We start from the raw sequence: 17,793 nt of genomic DNA on the forward strand, positions 1-17,793 counted from the left end.
GATTATTGGTTTGGTTTATGTGTTAATGGGAGCGTAAAGGCAGGACGGCTTCCGTCGGAGACAGATTCGGCACGGCCGCCAGTACCTATTCGGACAAAGTTTTCGGCGGGGTAAAGTTTAGGGCGCGTTTCCTCTTCGGACCGCAATTCGTTTTCGTGAACAACCTTAAATCGGCGCTTCGGTGCCGACATCGCAACACTAGGCTTTTGTGCGTCGGATTTCGATTCTACCAAGAGCGGCACTTCTATATTTGTGGGCACTTCCGTTGTTTGAGCAACTACTTCTACAGGTTCTAGTACGAATGGAGTGGTGGTTGTCTTTCGTGTTTCGTGCTGATCGCGGTGCTTTCGTAAGACTAAAACAGATTTTTCTTTCCCGTCCACTACGGGCTTTGACCGGGCTACATCAGCCCTAGAATTGGACTGGTATTGGTTCGTTAACAGTCTCTTAGGCCTATGCTTACCACTGTGTGTAGCCATAACACTACGTTCGTTGATTGATGGATACAACCAGAAGTAACTCAGAGCTAGTCCCAGCAAGCAGGCGGCAGCCGCCCACCACACCCAACCCGTCAACCGACGAGCTGGCGTTTGCTCTAGTTCAGGTCGCAGTTGGCCCCATAAACGCTCCGAGTTAAAGGCTGAGCCGGGCGGTGGTGTATCGGGGAGTTGGCTAAGTGTCTGTCGCACCCATTGATCAGGAAATTCGTCGGGTTTCTGCTTCATAGCCATGTTGTGTTAACCAGGTTTGCAACAGCGCACGCGCCTTACTCAACTGTGATTTCGATGTATTTTCAGAGATCCGTAACTGCTCAGCAATCTCGCGATGTGTATAGCCTTCAATAGCGTACAGATTAAACACCGTTCGATAGCCAGTCGGCAATTCTCGTATTAGTGCATAAATCCGTTCGGCATCCAGCCCCGAATCAGGCAGTGGCTCTGCGGTAGGTTGCTCTTCGGCTTCCTCTTCTGCCTGAAAAAGTGGTAGGTGCCTATTGGCTCGCAGGTGCTGCAAAGCTTCGTTGACCACAATGCGACGGAGCCAGGCATCCAGACTAGTATCGTCGCGGTACGAGAATTTGTCAATCCCGCGAAATGCTTTCAGGAACGCATTCATCAGCACTTCTTCGGCCTCTGGCCCATTCCGAATGTACCGCAAACTCACCCGAAACAATCGATTAGCATACTGATCGAACAGCCGTTTCTGGGCAAAGGCATTACCTCGCTGGCACTGTTCAACAAGTTGCTTCGACATACGTTGGGCTGGTTTCACTAACAGAAATGCCAGGTTCGGCCAAAGGGTTGCCTGACAGTCAAAAAAAAGCGTCTGTTTTTTACAAACAGGCGCGAGGATGGTGCACGATGGTGCGAACGAAGACGTTCGCGCTATCGTACACTAATTCAACGAGACAGCATCTACAATCCGTCCTTCACGGGCATCGAACCGCGCTCTGGCTTCCAGAATCTGATCACTGTGCTTATTGGCCCATTCACCCATTGCCAGCAGTTGCACCAATAGGCTTCGTCCCAAATCCGTCAATTGATATTCGACCCGAGGGGGAATTTCGGGATAAACCCGACGAGTCACAAGGCCATCCCGTTCTAATGTTCGAAGCGTTACGGTAAGCATCCGTTGTGAAATCCCCTCGACTCGTTTCTTCAATTCATTGAACCGGAGCGTACCAGCCTCACCCAGATTAATTATAGATAACGTCGACCATTTATCGCTAAACCGCGCCATAATGTGCCGGATTGGACAGATGCCGCCATCCTCTTCGACATCCTCTAAAATTTTTTGCAATTTTTCCTGTACGTTACCTTCCTGATAATCAACAATAGTTCTCTCCATGTGCCTGACGCAGAATAAAGTGCCTTCTTGCGGTGGTTATACTGACTAAATACCTTTGAGTTACCAAAAGTAACTAAGAAACTAAAAATAACAATCATGATCGCAATTACTGGAGCTTCTGGCCATTTAGGAAAAGCCACGCTCGAATTCCTGCTCACGAAAACAACTCCCGAATCACTCGTCGCCATCGTACGCGATCCGCAGAAACTTGCTGACTTCGCCGACAAAGGCATCTCTGTCCGTCAGGGCGATTATACCGATCCAGCATCACTTTTAACGAGTTTAGCTGGCGTCGATACGCTGTTATTGATTTCCAGCGCAGCAATAGGCGATGAGCGCGTCAATCAGCACAGCAACGTAATCAATGCCGCGAAGGAAGCTGGTGTGAAACATATTTTCTATACCAGCGCTCCGAACCCATCCTTGGAATCGAGTTTCTTGCCCGCTATTGACCATTTCAAGACCGAAAACCTAATTAAGGAATCTGGCCTGGTGTATACCATTTTCCGCAATAACCTCTATCTGGATATTTTGCCGATGGTAGTGGGTGATGCCGCGAAAACTGGTAAACTCTATTTCCCGGCCGGAGATGGCAAAACTAGCTTTGCGTTACGCCGAGACATGGCAGAAGCGCTAGCCAATGCATTAAGTAGCGAAGGCCATGCCAATCAAGTGTACGATATTGGAGCCAACACGGCCTATTCGTTTAACGATCTGGCCAACAGCATTAGTCTTGCCGGAACAACCGTTGACTACATCGACATTCCGGGAAGTGCTTACGAAGCAGAATTAGCAAAACACCTACCTCCCGTAGCAGTCAAGATTTATACCGGGATGGCCGAAGGTGTAAAGAAAGGCGAGTTCGATGTACCTTCACCAACGCTCACAAACCTGTTGGGTCGCGAGCCTGTTAGCCTATCAGATTATTTCAAAAGCTTGGCGTAATCTTTCTCCAATGGTGTCGGGTTCTTCAACCTGACACCACCTCAATACAGCAAGAACTCGTTCAATTTATTTTGCCTTTTATCCAACTACCGATATAAATAACGCTTATATACTCACCAATACACTAATTCCTATCCAGAAAGACTATTTTTGCCATACGATTATACCGTTCGCTTCTGTATCGTATGCCGCGACCTATTCGTCTTCTTCATCAACTCCGACTTTATCTACTTTTCGTCCTACTCAGTCCGCTCGGATTAGTTGCGACTTACGCACAATCAAGAGCAGCGACCTCTCCTACCCAATTTGAGCTGGTCGAAACAACCATCAGCGACATTCATCGGGCTTTTCGATCAGGCACCCTCACCAGCGAACAATTGGTCAATGCCTATCTGGAACGTATCCGAACGTACGACCAGCCCACGAAGCTCAATTCCATCATTATTGTCAATCCCGAAGCACTGGCTACGGCTCGTGCGTTGGATGTCGAGTTCCGAAAAACAGGAAAACTACGTCCCCTGCATGGTATTCCGGTTATTGTCAAAGACAATTTCAACACCAAGGGGCTCCAAACAACAGGTGGTTCAATTGCCCTCAAAGGTTTTATGCCTACCGAAGATGCCTATCAGGTTCGCAAGTTGCGCGAGGCTGGGGCTATTATTTTGGCCAAATCAAACATGGCCGAATGGGCTTTTACGCCGATGCACTCGCAGAGTTCGATGGCGGGCGAAACGTTGAATCCTTACAATCTGGCCCATGTACCTGCCGGTTCGAGCGGGGGCACAGCGGCAGCCGTAGCGGCCAATTTAGGTACAGTTGGGCTAGGCTCCGATACAGGCAATTCGATTCGGGGGCCATCATCGCATAATGCACTGGTAGGTTTTCGAACATCGCTGGGCCTTGTCAGCCGCTATGGGATTATTCCGCTTTACAGCCGCAACGACGTGGGTGGCCCCATGTGTCGTACTGTGGAAGACGCCGTTCGCTTGCTGGACATAACGGCCGGGTACGATCCAAACGACCCAATTACCAAACATAGTCAGGGTAAAATCCCTAAAAACTACGCGCAGTTTTTACGAAAAGATGGGCTAAAAGGTGCCCGAATTGGCGTATTGAGTCAGTTGACCTCCACCAATATCCACCCAGAAATAAAACAGCTTTTCGATCAGGCTATCGCTGACATGAAGCGTTCGGGGGCGGAGGTTATAGATGTCACGATTCCGAATTTTGATTCATTACGCGCCAATCAGTGGTGTGCCGATTTCCGAATGGATGTCGAAAATTATCTCCGCACCTTCGTGAAACGCGATACGCTGAAAACCCTGGAAGACATTATCCGCGTGGGTGGTTATTCCGACATTGTTCGCAACCGGCTTATTACCCAGCAGACCCATTCGGGCCGCGCCAACCACTCCGAAATTCCGTGTGGCGATCCTTTCACGGACCCGCTTCGGATTGCTTACCGAAAGGCCATTGAAGCCGAAATGGACCGTTTACACGTCGATGCGCTGATTTACCCAAGCTGGAACTATCCACCTGCTCTGGTTGGCGACGCCAAAGGTTACAAAGGCGATAACAGTCAGTTAATTTCGCCCGCTACCGGTCAGCCTGCATTCACCATTCCAATGGGTTTTACAACAGGCGATTTACCGGCGGGGATTCAATTTCTAGGACGTATATTCGACGAGCCCAGATTAATTCGGTTAGTTTACGCTTATGAACAGGAAACCCATCATCGGGCATCCCCAAAACGGTTTCCAGCACTTGGCCAATGAAGTCTAGACTACCATCTATATCTATTACAATCCAACTCTCATCAATGAACTGCTTCAAATCGCCGTCGATTCGTTTAGTACTGAGTCTGCTCGTCTTTTCTCTTTCGACCCAAGCTCAGCCCTTTACCAAAGCCGAAATAGCCCGCTGGCAGCAACAGGCCAGGCAAGTAACCATTACGCGTGACACCTGGGGCGTTCCGCACATTTATGGCAAAACGGACGCCAACGTCGTTTTTGGGCTTCTGTATACACAGTGCGAAGATGATTTTGCGCGAGTCGAAGAAAACTATATCACATCGACCGGGCGGCTGGCCGAAGTCGAAGGTGAATCAGCCATCTACCATGACCTACGGGCTCGGCTCTTTCTGGATACGACTCAGGCTATCGCCATCTATAAAAAGAGCCCGCTCTGGATGAAACAACTGTTGGATGCCTTTGCCGATGGCACGAACTATTACCTCTACACGCACCCAGACGTAAAACCCAGATTATTAACCCGTTTCCAGCCCTGGATGCCGCTCATGTTCAGTGAGGGTAGCATTGGCGGCAATATCAGCGTGGTATCCACCGAACGCCTGAAAGCCTTCTATGAACAGCGAAAATCAACCTCCTGGATCGACAAAGGCGACCATTACGAACGCGAATCCATTGGCTCCAACGGTTTTGCCATTGCTCCAGCCAAAAGTGCCACTAAAAATGCGCTACTCTTGATCAACCCTCACACCTCGTTTTACTTCCGGTCGGAGGTGCATATGATTAGTCAGGCGGGGTTGAACACCTACGGAGCCGTGACCTGGGGGCAGTTTTTCATCTATCAGGGTTTTAACGAAAACTGCGGCTGGATGCACACTACCAGCTATGCCGATTCGATGGATGAGTATCTGGAAACCATCGAGAAAAAAGGGAATACGCTGTTTTATAAACATGGCAAAGACCTGAAACCGGTTCGCACGCAAGCGGTACGGATTCCCTATAAAACGGCGTCGGGGATGCAGTACAAGGATTTTACGATGTATTTCACTCAACATGGGCCTATTGCTGGCGAAAAGGACGGCAAATGGATTGCCATCGACATGATGAATACTCCCTTGAACGCGCTGTCGCAATCTTATTTGCGCACCAAAGCCACCGGATACGATAGCTATAAAGAGGTGATGAAGCTCAATGGGAATGCCTCGAACAACACCATTTTTGCCGATAAAAACGGGACGATTGCTTACTGGCACGGCAACTTTATGCCTAAACGAGATCCAAAATTCGATTGGGACCAACCCGTTGACGGCAGCAACCCCGAAACCGACTGGAAAGGGCTACATGGCATTGATGAGATTGTTCAGGTGCGCAATCCGGCTAGTGGTTGGATTCAGAACTGCAATGCAACGCCCTTTACGGTATCGGGCAGTAGCAGCCCTGACAAGAGCAAGTATCCTGCTTATATGGCTCCCGATGCTCAAAATTACCGGGGTATCAATGCCGCTCGTGTACTAAGTCAGAAATCCATTTTCACGCTCGATACGCTGATTGCGGCTGCCGATGATCCGCATCTGGCTGCATTTGACGAACTCCTCCCGGCATTGCTTTCGGCCTACCAGACAGTTGATGCAGCAACCCAATCTAAAGATTTAGCCGAAGCCATTGGAATCCTGAAAGCCTGGGATAAATCGTATGGAGTAACGTCTGTTGGGCAAACGCTGGCCATTTTTTGGGGCGAGAAAATCCAGAAATTAGCCCGGAGTCGGGCGGCTGGCGACCAGCGATTCGACAACCTATCGCTCACGGCCTACACCATCAGCAATACCACACCACAGGAAAAAGTAAACGCGTTGGCCGAGGTACTAACCGACCTTACCCGCGATTTCGGCACCTGGAAAACACCCTGGGGCGACATCAACCGATTCCAGCGTTTAACCGGCAAAATCCAGGAAACCTACGACGATCAGCAGCCAAGCGTCGCTGTTGGCTTTACCTCTTCAGCCTGGGGCTCACTGGCAGCTTTTGCGGCTAAAACCTATCCCGGTACCAAGAAACGGTACGGCAGTGTAGGAAACAGCTTTGTCGCGGTAGTCGAGTTTGGCAAGAAAGTAAAAGCCCGCTCGGTGGTGACAAGTGGCCAGAGCAGCAAACCCGGCGACAAGCACTTCACCGATCAGGCACCCATGTACTGCGAAGGCAAGTTTAAAGATGTGTTGTTTTACGCTGAGGATATTCAGAAGCACGTCGAGAAGACATACCATCCGGGAGATAAGTAGGAAGCCTATTCCACTGTCGATCAGCAAGATTCGAATTTTGCTCATTGCTTGTCGATATAGTTTTACCTCCTATAAAAAGGGCCAGTCTCCACGACTGGCCCTTTTTATGAAGAACTATTGAATGCCTTTCACTCCACTCCTTTCACCTGCATGGGCAACGTATAAACAGACTCAGAAGCTGTGATAAACAACGTTTTCCGGTCTTTGCCGCCGAAACAAACATTGCCCACCCAACGCGAAGGAATCGGTATGTTGCCCAGTTTAACCCCGGCTGGCGAATAAACGGTAACACCCCGACCTGAGATGTACAGATTGCCCTTACTATCAAGCGTCATACCATCGGAACCCTGTGGAACAAAAAGCTGTCGATTAGACAAAGTCCCATCGGCATTGATTTGGTATTTATAGGTTTTGCTATCCCGAATATCGGCCACGTACAAGAATTTGCCATCGGGCGTACCAACAATACCATTGGGTTGTTTCAAATCGCCATCGACAAGTACCGCTTCCTGTTTTCCTTTGGGTAAATAGTAGACTTTCTGACCGTCGATGTCTGGCTTTTTCCGCTCCCAATAGTCGCGCTGGTAATAAGGATCGGTGAAGTAGATACCGCCTTTCGCGTCAATCCACAAATCGTTCGGCCCGTTCATGCGCTGACCCTGTAAGTTACTCAACAGAACGGTAATTTTCTTGTCGGGGCTAATTGACCATAGTTCATCTTTTTCATCGGCACAGGAAATCAAATTGCCTTTTTTATCGAAATACAGCCCATTGGAACGCCCTGTTTTATCCATGTATAACGAGAGTTTACCATCGGTATCGTAAATCCAGATTTTGTCATTGGGTTGGTCGGTGAAATAGATATCGCCTTTCTTATTGACGGCAGGGCCTTCCGTAAATGTAAACTGATCCGACACCTTGCGAAGCGTAGCTCCCGGCGCCACCACGCTTATTGAATCGAGGCCTTTTCCAGCATTTTGTTGAGCCAGTAAACTGCTGGAGATAGTTAGTAGGACGGTCAATACCAATCCTGCTTTGCAATAATCATTCATAGGTAAAACTGATAAATCGTTTGCTATATCCAGTAAGCTTCTACGCACTAAAAACTAACCTTTCGGCTCCTGATAAACACAACCTAGCGAATCGGCGTATCTCTGGAATCCGCGTAGGCTTTGCTGAAATCAATCTTTTTCACCTGCCCGGCTACGTAACGGATGCCCTGAAAGATGTGCTGGATAAACGTTGTATCACTTAGGTAGTCTGTTTTGGCGTGTCCCAGCGTCGTGCACCAGGTATACCCCCCATCGAAATTGTAGTACCAGGCCGAGGGATATAATTCGGTGTAGCTACCACCAAACGTCTTTACTTTTTCGGGTTCGTCCTGATTGAGCGACGTTAGGTCATTCGCCATAATTACCGTTGGGCCTGGCGACATGTTTTTGGTAAAATAAAACTCGTCTTCTTTCTCCCAGATTTTGGGCAGACCCTGCATCGATGGATGTTTTGTATCGATTATCTCGGCTCTGAATTTCTGAAATTTGGGATGCCAGGCAAATGTGCCGCCCAGCATTCGCTTGAACCAGGTCCAGTTACGCTCGGTACCCATTACGGAGTGAATACCCACAAAGCCCCCGCCTGCTTCGATGTACCGCCGAAACGCCAGCCGTTGTGCGTCGGTATCAAATACATCGTTGTTTGTACTAGGGAAAATCAGGAGCGTGTATTGCTTTAGATTGGCCTCGGTGAAAACGCTGGCCTGACTGGACGAATCAACGCTAAATCCGTTTTGCTGGCCAAGTTTCTGGATACACAGCACGGCGTTGGCAATGTTGTCGTGAACGTATCCCTTACCGTTCTTAGTGTACACCAGCACCTTCACTTTTTTCCAGTTTACATCCTGACTCCGACCAACGCACACAACCAACAGGAGTAAACACAAAACAGACAATCCAATAGCTGTAAATCGATTCATAAGCTGTTTAACGATTTACACAGGAAAGCAACCAAAAGTGGTTATCTACGCTTGGCTGACAGGAAAGGTGTTTTCGACAGGATTAACAAGAGTATTACCATTAATAAAATCCTGTCAATCCTGTCGAAAAAACGGCAGCCGGAAGTAGAAAGCGGCTCCATTCGTTATGGCTTTGTCTAGTCCAATCTGTCCCTTCATGCTCTGGATGAACTCGCTCGAAATGGCCAGCCCAAGCCCCGTACCACTTGACGATGGCTCGCCAGTTAATGCTTCGCCGGATAACGCTCCACCCGTTTTTCCGTTCAACTGATAGTCACTCATCGTATGCGCTTTAAAATAGCGGTCAAACACCCGATCCCGATGCTCCGGTCGTATACCTGGGCCATAATCGCGAACCCGAAACTCCACAGTACTGTCGATTAATTCCGCCGATACGTCAATGGTGCTATCTTCCCGGCTATGCCGGATGGCGTTGGAAAGAAAATTAACCAATACCCATGAAGCCTTATCGGGGTCGGCCGCTACGGGCGGGAGCCCTGCACCTACGTCTAGTTTAAGCGTAATTCGCTTGTTTTCAGCCTGTACCCGAAGCGCATTCGTAGCGTATTTAACAATATCGGTAGGGGCAACAGCTTGTATATTCAGTTGAATTTGCCCCGATTCTACCTGTGCCATATTGAGTAACTCGCCGGTTAGGTTCAGGAGTCGGTTGATGTCGGCCCTAACGTTGCCAACGAGTTGTTTCTGCTCGTCATTCAACTCACCAATACGGCTATCTTCCAGCAACTTAAGGCTCATTTTACTGCTCGACAAGGGCGTTTTCAGCTCGTGCGAGATGGTAGCAATGAAGTTGGTTTTCGCCAAATCCAGTTCTTTATAGGGCGTGATATTTTCTAGAACCATGACGTAGCCTGCCAATTGAGGCTGGTCTTCGCCAGTAGGTACGACTTCTACGGTATGTGTTCTCCGGTTAAAATAACTCTCTTTGCCCGATTCTTCTAAGCCTGTTCCTCCTGGTCGGGGATCATAGATTTTTAGGAACCCATTCTGTTCGGAATTCACCGGTTTTTCGGTCATAATATCCTGAATCAGCGTCCGCATCAAATCATTGGAAGCTGCGATGTCGGGGGCATAATGGCCCAGTAAGTGTGCTTCATCGATACCCAGTAACCGACAGGCAACCGGATTGGCAAACAGAATCCGTTTGTTTTCATCCATGCCTACAATACCCTCACTCATAATCCGAATCAGCGTATCGATTCGGCGTTTTTCGAATAGTACGCTGGCCAGATTAGAATGCTCATATTCATCTAACTTTTGCGCCATCGAGTTGAAGGTTCGGGCCAGTTCGCCAAACTCATCGCTGGAATTAATGTGCAGCCGTTCTTCAAAATTACGTTTGGTTACCTGTCGAAGCCCTTGCGTCAGTTCGCGCAGGGGGTTGGCAATGTAGCCCGGAATATTCAGGACAAACGAGAACAGAATCAGGAAACAAGACGTACCAACGACCGATAACCACAACAGGGCATCCTTCGCCGTTTGCTTGGCTTGCTCATTTTTGCGGATAATGGCCTGCCGGTTGATATCGTCCAGCGCAAACAGATTCTGACGAAGACGAAAAAGTGTGGCCGAATCGACAGCCCCGGTACGAAGTCGCTTAAATTCCCGCTGCAAATTGCCCGTTAGCTCCTGTTCGCCCACTTCGGTCAGGTTGCCCGCTTGTTTTTTCAGGTTGCGTTCAAAATCAGTAATTGCCTCAGGGTCGGGTTTGGGCAGTTCGGTAAGCATAGCCAATGCTTTCTGCATACTACTTGTGTATTCAAGCGAAATGTAGTTATCCTTCAGAATCGCCTGCGTGTCGTTGGATAGCTCGTTTAAATAGTAAATACCCAACCCGCCAATGGCCAGAATGATGGCAAACATGAAGCCCAGGGCAGCCCCTATTTTACTTTTAATCGACATGGCTATGAAAGTATAATCAGGTCTGTTTCTGATCCTGAAAGTTTATTCAGCAACTGATTGAACGCGTTGGTGCGAAGAATAATCTGCATCAGGGTAAAGTGCGGCTTACCAATACAAACGGTCGTTACATTACGTCTTTCTATTTCGCCCATAATACTATTTACGATCGTATTGCTCTTGACCTGAATGACCTCAGCACCCAGTTCGGTCGCTAATTTAAGGTTATTAATCAGGTGTCGTTGCACGTCTAATTTAATGCGATCAGAACTTTCGGCAGGCGTTTGTACATACAAGACAAACCAGCGCGAGTTATAATAAGACGCCAGCCGGGCTGTTTTACGGATAACCCGCCGGGCAATTTCATGATTGGAACTGATAGCCGCCAGAAATCGCTCGGGTTTCGCTTTTATACTTGGCGGTAATGACGTTTCAATCTTCCGTTCAACTGCAGTAGCCACTTCCCGTAGCGCCAGCTCACGCAGTTGCAGGATTTTTTCGGGCTGAAAGAAATTCTGCAATGCCATTTCCACTTTGGCCTGGTCGTAAATTTTTCCTTCCCGCAATCGACTAATCAACTCGTCGGCGGTGAGGTCAATATTCACAACTTCGTCGGCCATCTGGAGTACCCGATCCGGCACACGCTCAGTAATGTCGATGCCCGTAATGGCGCGTACTTCATCGTATAAGCTTTCGATGTGCTGAATATTGACCGCGCTAATTACGTTGATGCCCGCTTCAATAATCTCAACTACATCCTGCCAGCGTTTTTCGTTTTTTGAGCCCGGAATATTGGTGTGCGCCAGTTCGTCGACAATAACGAGTTCGGGGTGTAGATTCAGAACGGCCTGTACGTCCATTTCGTCCAGTTGTCGTCCTTTGTAAAATAGGCTCCGACGAGAAATTGCAGGCAGTCCAGCTAGCAGAGCCGCCGTTTCGGCCCGGTTATGCGTTTCAATAAACCCAATCCGAACATCGATACCCCCTCGTAGCAACGCATGCGCTTCCTGCAACATACGGTACGATTTCCCCACACCGGCGCTCATCCCGATGTAAATCTTAAACTTTCCCCGACGCGACTGGCGCAGCAGGTTCAGGAAATGTTCAGCGTTTTGGTCGTTGGGATTCATATTGGTCTGGGCCAAGCTCCGACTTGGCCCGTGTAAACCGTTTAGACGGCCAAGCCAGAGCTTGGCCCAGACGTTAAAAACTCACTGCTAAACTCGTTGTCAACGATGTATTGGTTTTACTCAGATTTGACTTCGTTTCAAAAATTGCATCCTGACTATCATACACTTTGCCTTCTAGTCGAAAGACAGCGTTTGGCAAAATGAAGTAATCGGCGTTGACCGAGTAACCCCAGGTTTGGAAGCCGTTTGGTGTACCCGTAGCAATAATTACCCCATTCTTATCGCTGTAATATTCCACTCGTCCCGCAAGCTTGAAGGCATCGCTTATCGAATAGCGAACGATAGCCACTGGCGAATACCAAACATAACTCCCCGCACCGACTCGCTGATTGTTAACACCAATTGGCTTTCGATCGGCACCAATATCGAAACCCAGAATCGCACTGACCTTACTAGCTGGGTTTATGATTGCATAGAAATTATTGAAAAAGCGAGTCTGTTTAAGCGAATCAGGCCGATCACTGCCCAGGAAACTACTCCAGTTCAGAACTAAATTGGCATTGGGTTTAAACTGCACCTGGGTACTGACCGAAGGCCCCGAATAACCCGGTAGTCTGGCAATTCGCTGCCAGCCATTTAGTACCGAACCGAGCAGTGTCCATTTCCCATTTGGGGTGTTATAGGTCAGTTTGGCCCCCGCCAAATAATAAGGTGAGTTTTCGGCCAACAGGCTTCGCGTCAATGTCCAGCAATCTTTCGAGATAGCACTTTCAAAGCCAATGTGTGAGCTAAAAATCCCCGCATCGAGCCATAGATCACGTTTCCCCGAAAGTTTCACCCCGACGTTGGCTTCGTAAATATTTTTCACCAAGCCTTGTTCAGCAGCATAATTATACTGCCCATACGTACCCACCTGAAGCGCTAGATTTGCACGAACCCGTTCACTTACATAAGCTGCTTTCAGAAACGCCAGATTAATGTTGACTTCCCGATTACGCTTGTGGTTGTATAAAAAACCGGGGCGTTCCTGGCTGGTTTTCGGAGCCGTGAAATCATGGGTGTAATAAGCCTCAATGTAACCCGATAGCGACAGGCCGGTAGTTGGTGCTACAGCAGTATTGGTTTGCCTTGTTGTCGATGCTGTTGAGTCTATTGTTTGCGCCAGCAAAGGCATGGCTACTGCCGACCACGTTGTAGTTAGCAGTAAATGGATTTTATTTTTCATGGTTGTTTTGTTGTACTCAATTCACTGTCTCGAACAGGCTCCAACTGTTCGATCTTTCATTCACTAGCGACGTTCCATCGCCAAACAGCCGGAGCCTGTTCGAGCCTTTTTCTACTTCAGCGCATCCAGCGCAACATTCAATTTCAGCACATTCACGGTCGATGGCCCCAATAAGCCAATGAGGGGGCCGTTTGTGTGTTCATCAACGAGCTTTGTCAATCGATCTGCGCTGATTCCGCGAATCTTAGCAATACGAGCCACCTGAATCTTAGCTGCTTCGGGCGATAAATCCGGGTCCAATCCCGAGCCAGATGCCGTTACCAACTCGGCGGGAATGTCGGCCTTCCGAACGCTTGGATTATGTACCAGAAACGTATCGATACGCGCCTGAACCGTTTTCAGATAATCGGGGTTCGATGGGCCTTTGTTCGACCCAGCCGAACCAGCCGCATTGTATTCCACTGCCGATGGCCTCGAATCGAAATAACGGTCTTCGGTAAACTTCTGACCAACTAGCGCGTAGCCCACAGTTTTACCATTAACCGTAACGGTTTCCCCTTTGCCTTTACCCGGTGCAAGACGACCAACGCCAGCCACAACGAGAGGATAAATAACCGAAAGAATAACCAGCAGCACGAGCGTAAGCCGAATGGCTGGGAAAATATGAGTTTTCATGATTTTTAGATGTTTTACCTCACCCCCGGCCCCTCTCCTGAAAACCAGGAGAGGGGTAAAAAAAGACAGTTCTGTTCCCCTCTCCCGTTATGGGAGAGGGGCCAGGGGTGAGGGTTTTAAGTTTTACACAAACAGCCCCACCACCAGATCAATCAATTTGATACCAATAAAGGGAGCAATGATGCCGCCCAAACCGTAGATGAGCAGATTTCGACGGAGTAGCGCTGATGCGCCAATGGGCTTGTACTCGACCCCACGCAACGCCAATGGAATAAGCATTGGAATAATGATGGCGTTGAAGATGACGGCCGATAGAATAGCCGACTCTGAACTGTGCAAGCGCATGATATTGAGTGCCTGTAAGGCCGGAATCGACATCACGAACAGGGCCGGAACAATGGCGAAGTATTTGGCCACATCGTTGGCAATGGAGAACGTTGTTAGCGTACCGCGTGTGATGAGCAGTTGCTTCCCAATCTCAACGACTTCAATCAATTTGGTTGGGTCGTTGTCCAGGTCGACCATGTTGCCTGCTTCTTTGGCAGCCTGCGTACCGGAGTTCATAGCTACCCCTACATCGGCCTGTGCCAGCGCTGGCGCATCATTGGTTCCATCGCCCATCATGGCTACGAGCTTACCGCCGGTTTGCTCATGACGGATGTAGTTCATTTTATCTTCAGGCTTGGCTTCGGCTATATAGTCATCCACGCCCGCTTTTTCGGCAATAAACTTGGCAGTCAGTGGGTTATCACCCGTCACCATGACCGTTTTAACGCCCATTTTCCGAAGTCGTTCAAAGCGTTCGGAGATGCCCGGTTTGATAATGTCCTGCAATTCGACAACGCCCCGCACCTGCTCATTCTCGATAACGACGAGCGGAGTGCCACCATTTCCGGCGATTTTCTTTGCCTGATTTTCAGTTTCTATCGGGAATGGATTCCCCGCTCTGGTAACGAGGTTTCGAATGGCATCCGTAGCACCTTTCCGAATCCTAATTTGCGAACCGTTCTTACCGTTCATATCAATACCCGATGAACGTGTTTCGGCTGTAAACTTGATCAGGGTAGCTCCGTCAGTCGACAATCGAGAGGTTACTTTAGGGCCAGCCAGCTCAACGATTGATTTACCTTCTGGCGTTTCGTCGGCTAGCGAACTAAGCGCCGAAGCCAAAATCATTTCCGCTTCCGAAACTCCCGGAGCCGGGTAGAAATTAGTGGCTTTCCGGTTCCCAATCGTGATGGTCCCGGTTTTGTCGAGCAGCAATGTGTCGATATCGCCCGCCGTTTCAACTGCCCGACCTGATTTTGCAATCACGTTGGCCCGAAGTGCCCGGTCCATACCCGCAATGCCAATGGCAGATAGTAACCCGCCAATGGTCGTTGGAATCAGGCACACAAAGAGCGAAATCAGAGCCGCAATCGTGATGGGCGTATTGGCGTAATCGGCAAAGGGTTTCAGGGCCACGCAGACAATAATGAAGATGAGTGTAAAACCCGCCAGCAGAATTGTCAGTGCAATTTCGTTGGGTGTTTTTTGCCGGGTTGCCCCTTCAACCAGCGCAATCATTTTATCCAGAAACGATTCGCCCGGTTGGGTTGTCACCTGCACTTTAATGCGATCCGACAGTACTTTCGTGCCACCCGTCACCGACGATTTATCGCCACCCGCTTCCCGAATCACTGGGGCAGACTCACCCGTAATTGCCGACTCATCGATAGTCGCTAATCCTTCAACGATCTCACCATCCGATGGGATTATATCGCCTGGTTCGCAGAGGAATAGATCGCCTTTCCGCAACTGTGCCGACGAGACGATTTCAATCTGGTCATGCCCCGCTGATGACTGACGGCTAACGACTTTTTTAGCAGGTGTTTCCTGTCGTGTTTTCCGAAGCGATTCGGCCTGTGCTTTCCCCCGTGCTTCGGCAATGGCTTCTGCGAAGTTAGCAAACAGAATCGTTAACAACAGAATCAACGTGATGGCGATATTGTAGGCTAATGAACCTTGTGTAGTATCGCCAGAGATAGCGATGTAGGCCGTCACGAGTACCATAACAAGAGTCCCGATTTCGACGGTAAACATGACCGGATTCTTGATCAGAACAGCCGGGTTAAGTTTGACAAACGACTCCCGAATGGCCGTACCAACAAGCTCGCGTTGGAACAGGGATGGGGATGAATTTTGCTTTGCCATTTTGTATAGTGTCTGAACCAGGATTTTCGCGATTGAAATGATTTTCAGGATTGATGGATTGCCATCTAGCCTAATCTTTTTAATTGTGTTAAAATCCTGGTTTAGACGTCTGATTAGTTAAGTGAAAAATATTCGGCCAATGGCCCTAGTGCTAGTGCAGGGAAGAACGACAGGGCCGTAATGATCATAATCACAGCGAACGTCATTAACCCGAAGGTGCCCGTATCGATTGGTAGTGTTCCTGACGACTCCGGTACGTATTTCTTCTGAGACAATAATCCGGCAATCGCAACCGGGCCAATGATTGGAATGAACCGCCCCAGAATCAGCACGATACCAGTTGCGTAATTCCAGAAGAAATTGTTATCACCCAGTCCTTCAAAACCCGATCCGTTGTTGGCGTTGGCTGACGTGAATTCATAGAGTATCTCCGAGAAGCCGTGATTGCCAGGGTTATTTAGCCAGGCTGATGGTTTCACAACCCAATCTGCATCGCCATATTGGATAAAGATCCAGGCGGCTAAGGCTACTCCACCTTTCACGAGCAACGTACTCAGTAGCGCCACAATAGACGCAATCTTAATCTCGCGTGCTTCGACCTTCCGGCCAAAAAGCTCAGGAGTACGGCCCACCATCAATCCAGATATAAAAACGGCGATGATGAGGTAATAATAGTAGTTCAGGAAACCAACTCCACAACCACCGTAAAAGGCATTGGTCATCATGCCGAGTAGCTCCATGGTACCCGATAAGGCCATCGACGAATCGTGCATGGAGTTGACGGAACCCGTTGAAATAATCGTGGTCACGATGCTCCAGTAAGCCGACGCCAACGGTCCGAACCGAACTTCTTTGCCTTCCATCGCTCCCGTTGGTTGGCTAATTCCCAGCTGCGCAATGGCCGGGTTGCCATGCACTTCGGTTACTAACGTCGGGACAAGCAGTAAGAGCATCCCGAGCGTCATGACACCGTATACCACCCAGATAAACCGACGACGATTGATTAGAAAACCAAGCGCAAAGAGCATGGCAATAGGAAGCAATACCTGCGCCACCATTTCAACGATGTTGGTGAAGTAGTTTGGATTTTCGAGCGGGTGCGCGGAGTTGGCCCCGAACCAGCCACCACCATTCGTACCAACATGTTTGATGGCAATCATACCAGCCGCCGGTCCGCGTGAAACGTTGACGGTGTCGCCCTGCATCGTAACAATGGTATCTTTCCCATCAAAACTGGCCGGTGTGCCATTGAATACGAGCAACAGGGCAACGACGAAGGAAATCGGAAGCAGAATCCGGGTAATTGCTTTTACAAAAAACACGTAGAAGTTACCCACGGTATCAACCACTTTGGGCAGAAACGACCGGACAACAAGCAGCAAGGCTGCTATTCCGGTTGCAGCCGAGACGAACATCAGGAAGTTCATGACAAACAGTTGCGTCAGGTACGTAGCGCCCGATTCGCCCGAATAGTGTTGCAAATCGCAGTTGACCATGAAACTGATGGCCGTATTAAACGCCAGATCAGGTGTCATGGAGGGATTACCATCGGGATTAAGCGGCAGTATGCCCTGAAACAGTAGCAACACGAAAGCAAGCACAAACCATACGGCATTGATGGTTAGCAGCGCGACAAGGTTTTCTTTCCAGGTCATTTCGCGGGTAGGATCAATGCCGCCCACGCGGTAAATAAACCGTTCCAGCGGCCCATTGGCCGACTCTGGTTTAAAGACGTTGGCAATGTATTTGCCCAGCGGAATAGCCAACAGGACTGTTAGCCCATACATAACTAAAACGCCGATTAATTCAGTTGACATTTTTT

The 17,793-nt window shown here is 49.0% G+C and carries 14 protein-coding genes; 3 read left to right on the plus strand and 11 right to left on the minus strand.

Annotated elements, in window-relative coordinates; genetic code table 11:
- Positions 1 to 2: 2 nt before the first annotated feature.
- The 3 genes from ACYVGR_RS34275 to ACYVGR_RS34285 all read right to left on the minus strand — a co-directional run bounded on the left by ACYVGR_RS34275 (position 3) and on the right by ACYVGR_RS34285 (position 1,848).
- Positions 3 to 725, minus strand: a complete 723-nt coding sequence (locus tag ACYVGR_RS34275) for a hypothetical protein (protein ID WP_460964901.1) — start codon at positions 723 to 725, stop codon at positions 3 to 5.
- The gene (locus ACYVGR_RS34280) at positions 697 to 1,254 is read right to left on the minus strand and encodes an RNA polymerase sigma factor (RefSeq protein WP_460964903.1); all 558 of its coding nucleotides are present in this window, start codon (positions 1,252 to 1,254) and stop codon (positions 697 to 699) included. The genes ACYVGR_RS34275 and ACYVGR_RS34280 overlap by 29 nt, the downstream gene beginning before the upstream one ends.
- Before the next feature lie 141 nt (positions 1,255 to 1,395).
- A complete protein-coding gene (locus tag ACYVGR_RS34285; protein WP_460964905.1) occupies positions 1,396 to 1,848 on the minus strand; it encodes a winged helix-turn-helix transcriptional regulator in 453 nt (150 codons plus the stop codon).
- Positions 1,849 to 1,944: 96 nt separating this feature from the next.
- Between ACYVGR_RS34285 and ACYVGR_RS34290 the strand changes: the two genes are divergently transcribed.
- The 3 genes from ACYVGR_RS34290 to ACYVGR_RS34300 all read left to right on the plus strand — a co-directional run bounded on the left by ACYVGR_RS34290 (position 1,945) and on the right by ACYVGR_RS34300 (position 6,817).
- Positions 1,945 to 2,793 (plus strand): SDR family oxidoreductase, encoded by an 849-nt coding sequence (locus ACYVGR_RS34290; RefSeq protein ID WP_460964906.1) that lies wholly within the window; start codon positions 1,945 to 1,947, stop codon positions 2,791 to 2,793.
- Between the two features lie 185 nt (positions 2,794 to 2,978).
- Positions 2,979 to 4,568, plus strand: a complete 1,590-nt coding sequence (locus ACYVGR_RS34295) for an amidase (RefSeq protein ID WP_460964908.1) — start codon at positions 2,979 to 2,981, stop codon at positions 4,566 to 4,568.
- Positions 4,569 to 4,612: 44 nt separating this feature from the next.
- On the plus strand, positions 4,613 to 6,817 hold the full coding sequence (locus ACYVGR_RS34300) for a penicillin acylase family protein (RefSeq protein ID WP_460964910.1): 2,205 nt from the start codon (positions 4,613 to 4,615) through the stop codon (positions 6,815 to 6,817).
- 128 nt (positions 6,818 to 6,945) lie between these two features.
- Here the strand turns inward: ACYVGR_RS34300 and ACYVGR_RS34305 are convergent, their stop codons facing one another.
- From ACYVGR_RS34305 to kdpA, 8 genes are all read right to left on the minus strand, one after another.
- A complete protein-coding gene (locus ACYVGR_RS34305; protein ID WP_460964911.1) occupies positions 6,946 to 7,869 on the minus strand; it encodes an SMP-30/gluconolactonase/LRE family protein in 924 nt (307 codons plus the stop codon).
- A gap of 83 nt (positions 7,870 to 7,952) precedes the next feature.
- Positions 7,953 to 8,789, minus strand: a complete 837-nt coding sequence (locus ACYVGR_RS34310) for a ThuA domain-containing protein (protein WP_460964913.1) — start codon at positions 8,787 to 8,789, stop codon at positions 7,953 to 7,955.
- Between the two features lie 114 nt (positions 8,790 to 8,903).
- Positions 8,904 to 10,751 carry an ATP-binding protein gene (locus ACYVGR_RS34315; RefSeq protein WP_460964915.1) on the minus strand — a complete coding sequence of 616 codons (1,848 nt, stop codon included), beginning with the start codon at positions 10,749 to 10,751 and terminating at the stop codon, positions 8,904 to 8,906.
- Between the two features lie 2 nt (positions 10,752 to 10,753).
- Entirely contained in the window at positions 10,754 to 11,878 is a 1,125-nt protein-coding gene (locus tag ACYVGR_RS34320) for a sensor protein KdpD (RefSeq protein ID WP_460964917.1), read from the minus strand.
- A gap of 73 nt (positions 11,879 to 11,951) precedes the next feature.
- The gene (locus ACYVGR_RS34325; RefSeq protein WP_460964919.1) at positions 11,952 to 13,103 is read right to left on the minus strand and encodes a porin; all 1,152 of its coding nucleotides are present in this window, start codon (positions 13,101 to 13,103) and stop codon (positions 11,952 to 11,954) included.
- A 111-nt stretch (positions 13,104 to 13,214) separates the two neighbouring features.
- Entirely contained in the window at positions 13,215 to 13,778 is a 564-nt protein-coding gene (locus tag ACYVGR_RS34330; RefSeq protein ID WP_460964920.1) for a K(+)-transporting ATPase subunit C, read from the minus strand.
- A gap of 123 nt (positions 13,779 to 13,901) precedes the next feature.
- Positions 13,902 to 15,971: a potassium-transporting ATPase subunit KdpB gene (gene kdpB / locus ACYVGR_RS34335; protein WP_460964922.1), complete on the minus strand. Its 2,070-nt coding sequence runs from the start codon at positions 15,969 to 15,971 to the stop codon at positions 13,902 to 13,904.
- 113 nt (positions 15,972 to 16,084) lie between these two features.
- Positions 16,085 to 17,788: a potassium-transporting ATPase subunit KdpA gene (kdpA, locus tag ACYVGR_RS34340; protein WP_460964923.1), complete on the minus strand. Its 1,704-nt coding sequence runs from the start codon at positions 17,786 to 17,788 to the stop codon at positions 16,085 to 16,087.
- Positions 17,789 to 17,793 lie beyond the last annotated feature (5 nt).

The organism is Spirosoma litoris (assembly GCF_054776755.1).

Bases quoted from the DNA above. Each gene is read 5' to 3' on its own strand.
- ACYVGR_RS34275 (WP_460964901.1), bottom strand. From the start codon at position 725: ATGAAGCAGAAACCCGACGAATTTCCTGATCAATGGGTGCGACAGACA.
- ACYVGR_RS34280 (WP_460964903.1), bottom strand. From the start codon at position 1,254: ATGTCGAAGCAACTTGTTGAACAGTGCCAGCGAGGTAATGCCTTTGCC.
- ACYVGR_RS34295 (WP_460964908.1), top strand. From the start codon at position 2,979: ATGCCGCGACCTATTCGTCTTCTTCATCAACTCCGACTTTATCTACTT.
- ACYVGR_RS34310 (WP_460964913.1), bottom strand. From the start codon at position 8,789: ATGAATCGATTTACAGCTATTGGATTGTCTGTTTTGTGTTTACTCCTG.
- ACYVGR_RS34325 (WP_460964919.1), bottom strand. From the start codon at position 13,103: ATGAAAAATAAAATCCATTTACTGCTAACTACAACGTGGTCGGCAGTA.
- ACYVGR_RS34290 (WP_460964906.1), top strand. From the start codon at position 1,945: ATGATCGCAATTACTGGAGCTTCTGGCCATTTAGGAAAAGCCACGCTC.
- ACYVGR_RS34320 (WP_460964917.1), bottom strand. From the start codon at position 11,878: ATGAATCCCAACGACCAAAACGCTGAACATTTCCTGAACCTGCTGCGC.
- ACYVGR_RS34305 (WP_460964911.1), bottom strand. From the start codon at position 7,869: ATGAATGATTATTGCAAAGCAGGATTGGTATTGACCGTCCTACTAACT.
- ACYVGR_RS34330 (WP_460964920.1), bottom strand. From the start codon at position 13,778: ATGAAAACTCATATTTTCCCAGCCATTCGGCTTACGCTCGTGCTGCTG.
- ACYVGR_RS34285 (WP_460964905.1), bottom strand. From the start codon at position 1,848: ATGGAGAGAACTATTGTTGATTATCAGGAAGGTAACGTACAGGAAAAA.
- kdpB (WP_460964922.1), bottom strand. From the start codon at position 15,971: ATGGCAAAGCAAAATTCATCCCCATCCCTGTTCCAACGCGAGCTTGTT.
- kdpA (WP_460964923.1), bottom strand. From the start codon at position 17,788: ATGTCAACTGAATTAATCGGCGTTTTAGTTATGTATGGGCTAACAGTC.
- ACYVGR_RS34300 (WP_460964910.1), top strand. From the start codon at position 4,613: ATGAACTGCTTCAAATCGCCGTCGATTCGTTTAGTACTGAGTCTGCTC.
- ACYVGR_RS34315 (WP_460964915.1), bottom strand. From the start codon at position 10,751: ATGTCGATTAAAAGTAAAATAGGGGCTGCCCTGGGCTTCATGTTTGCC.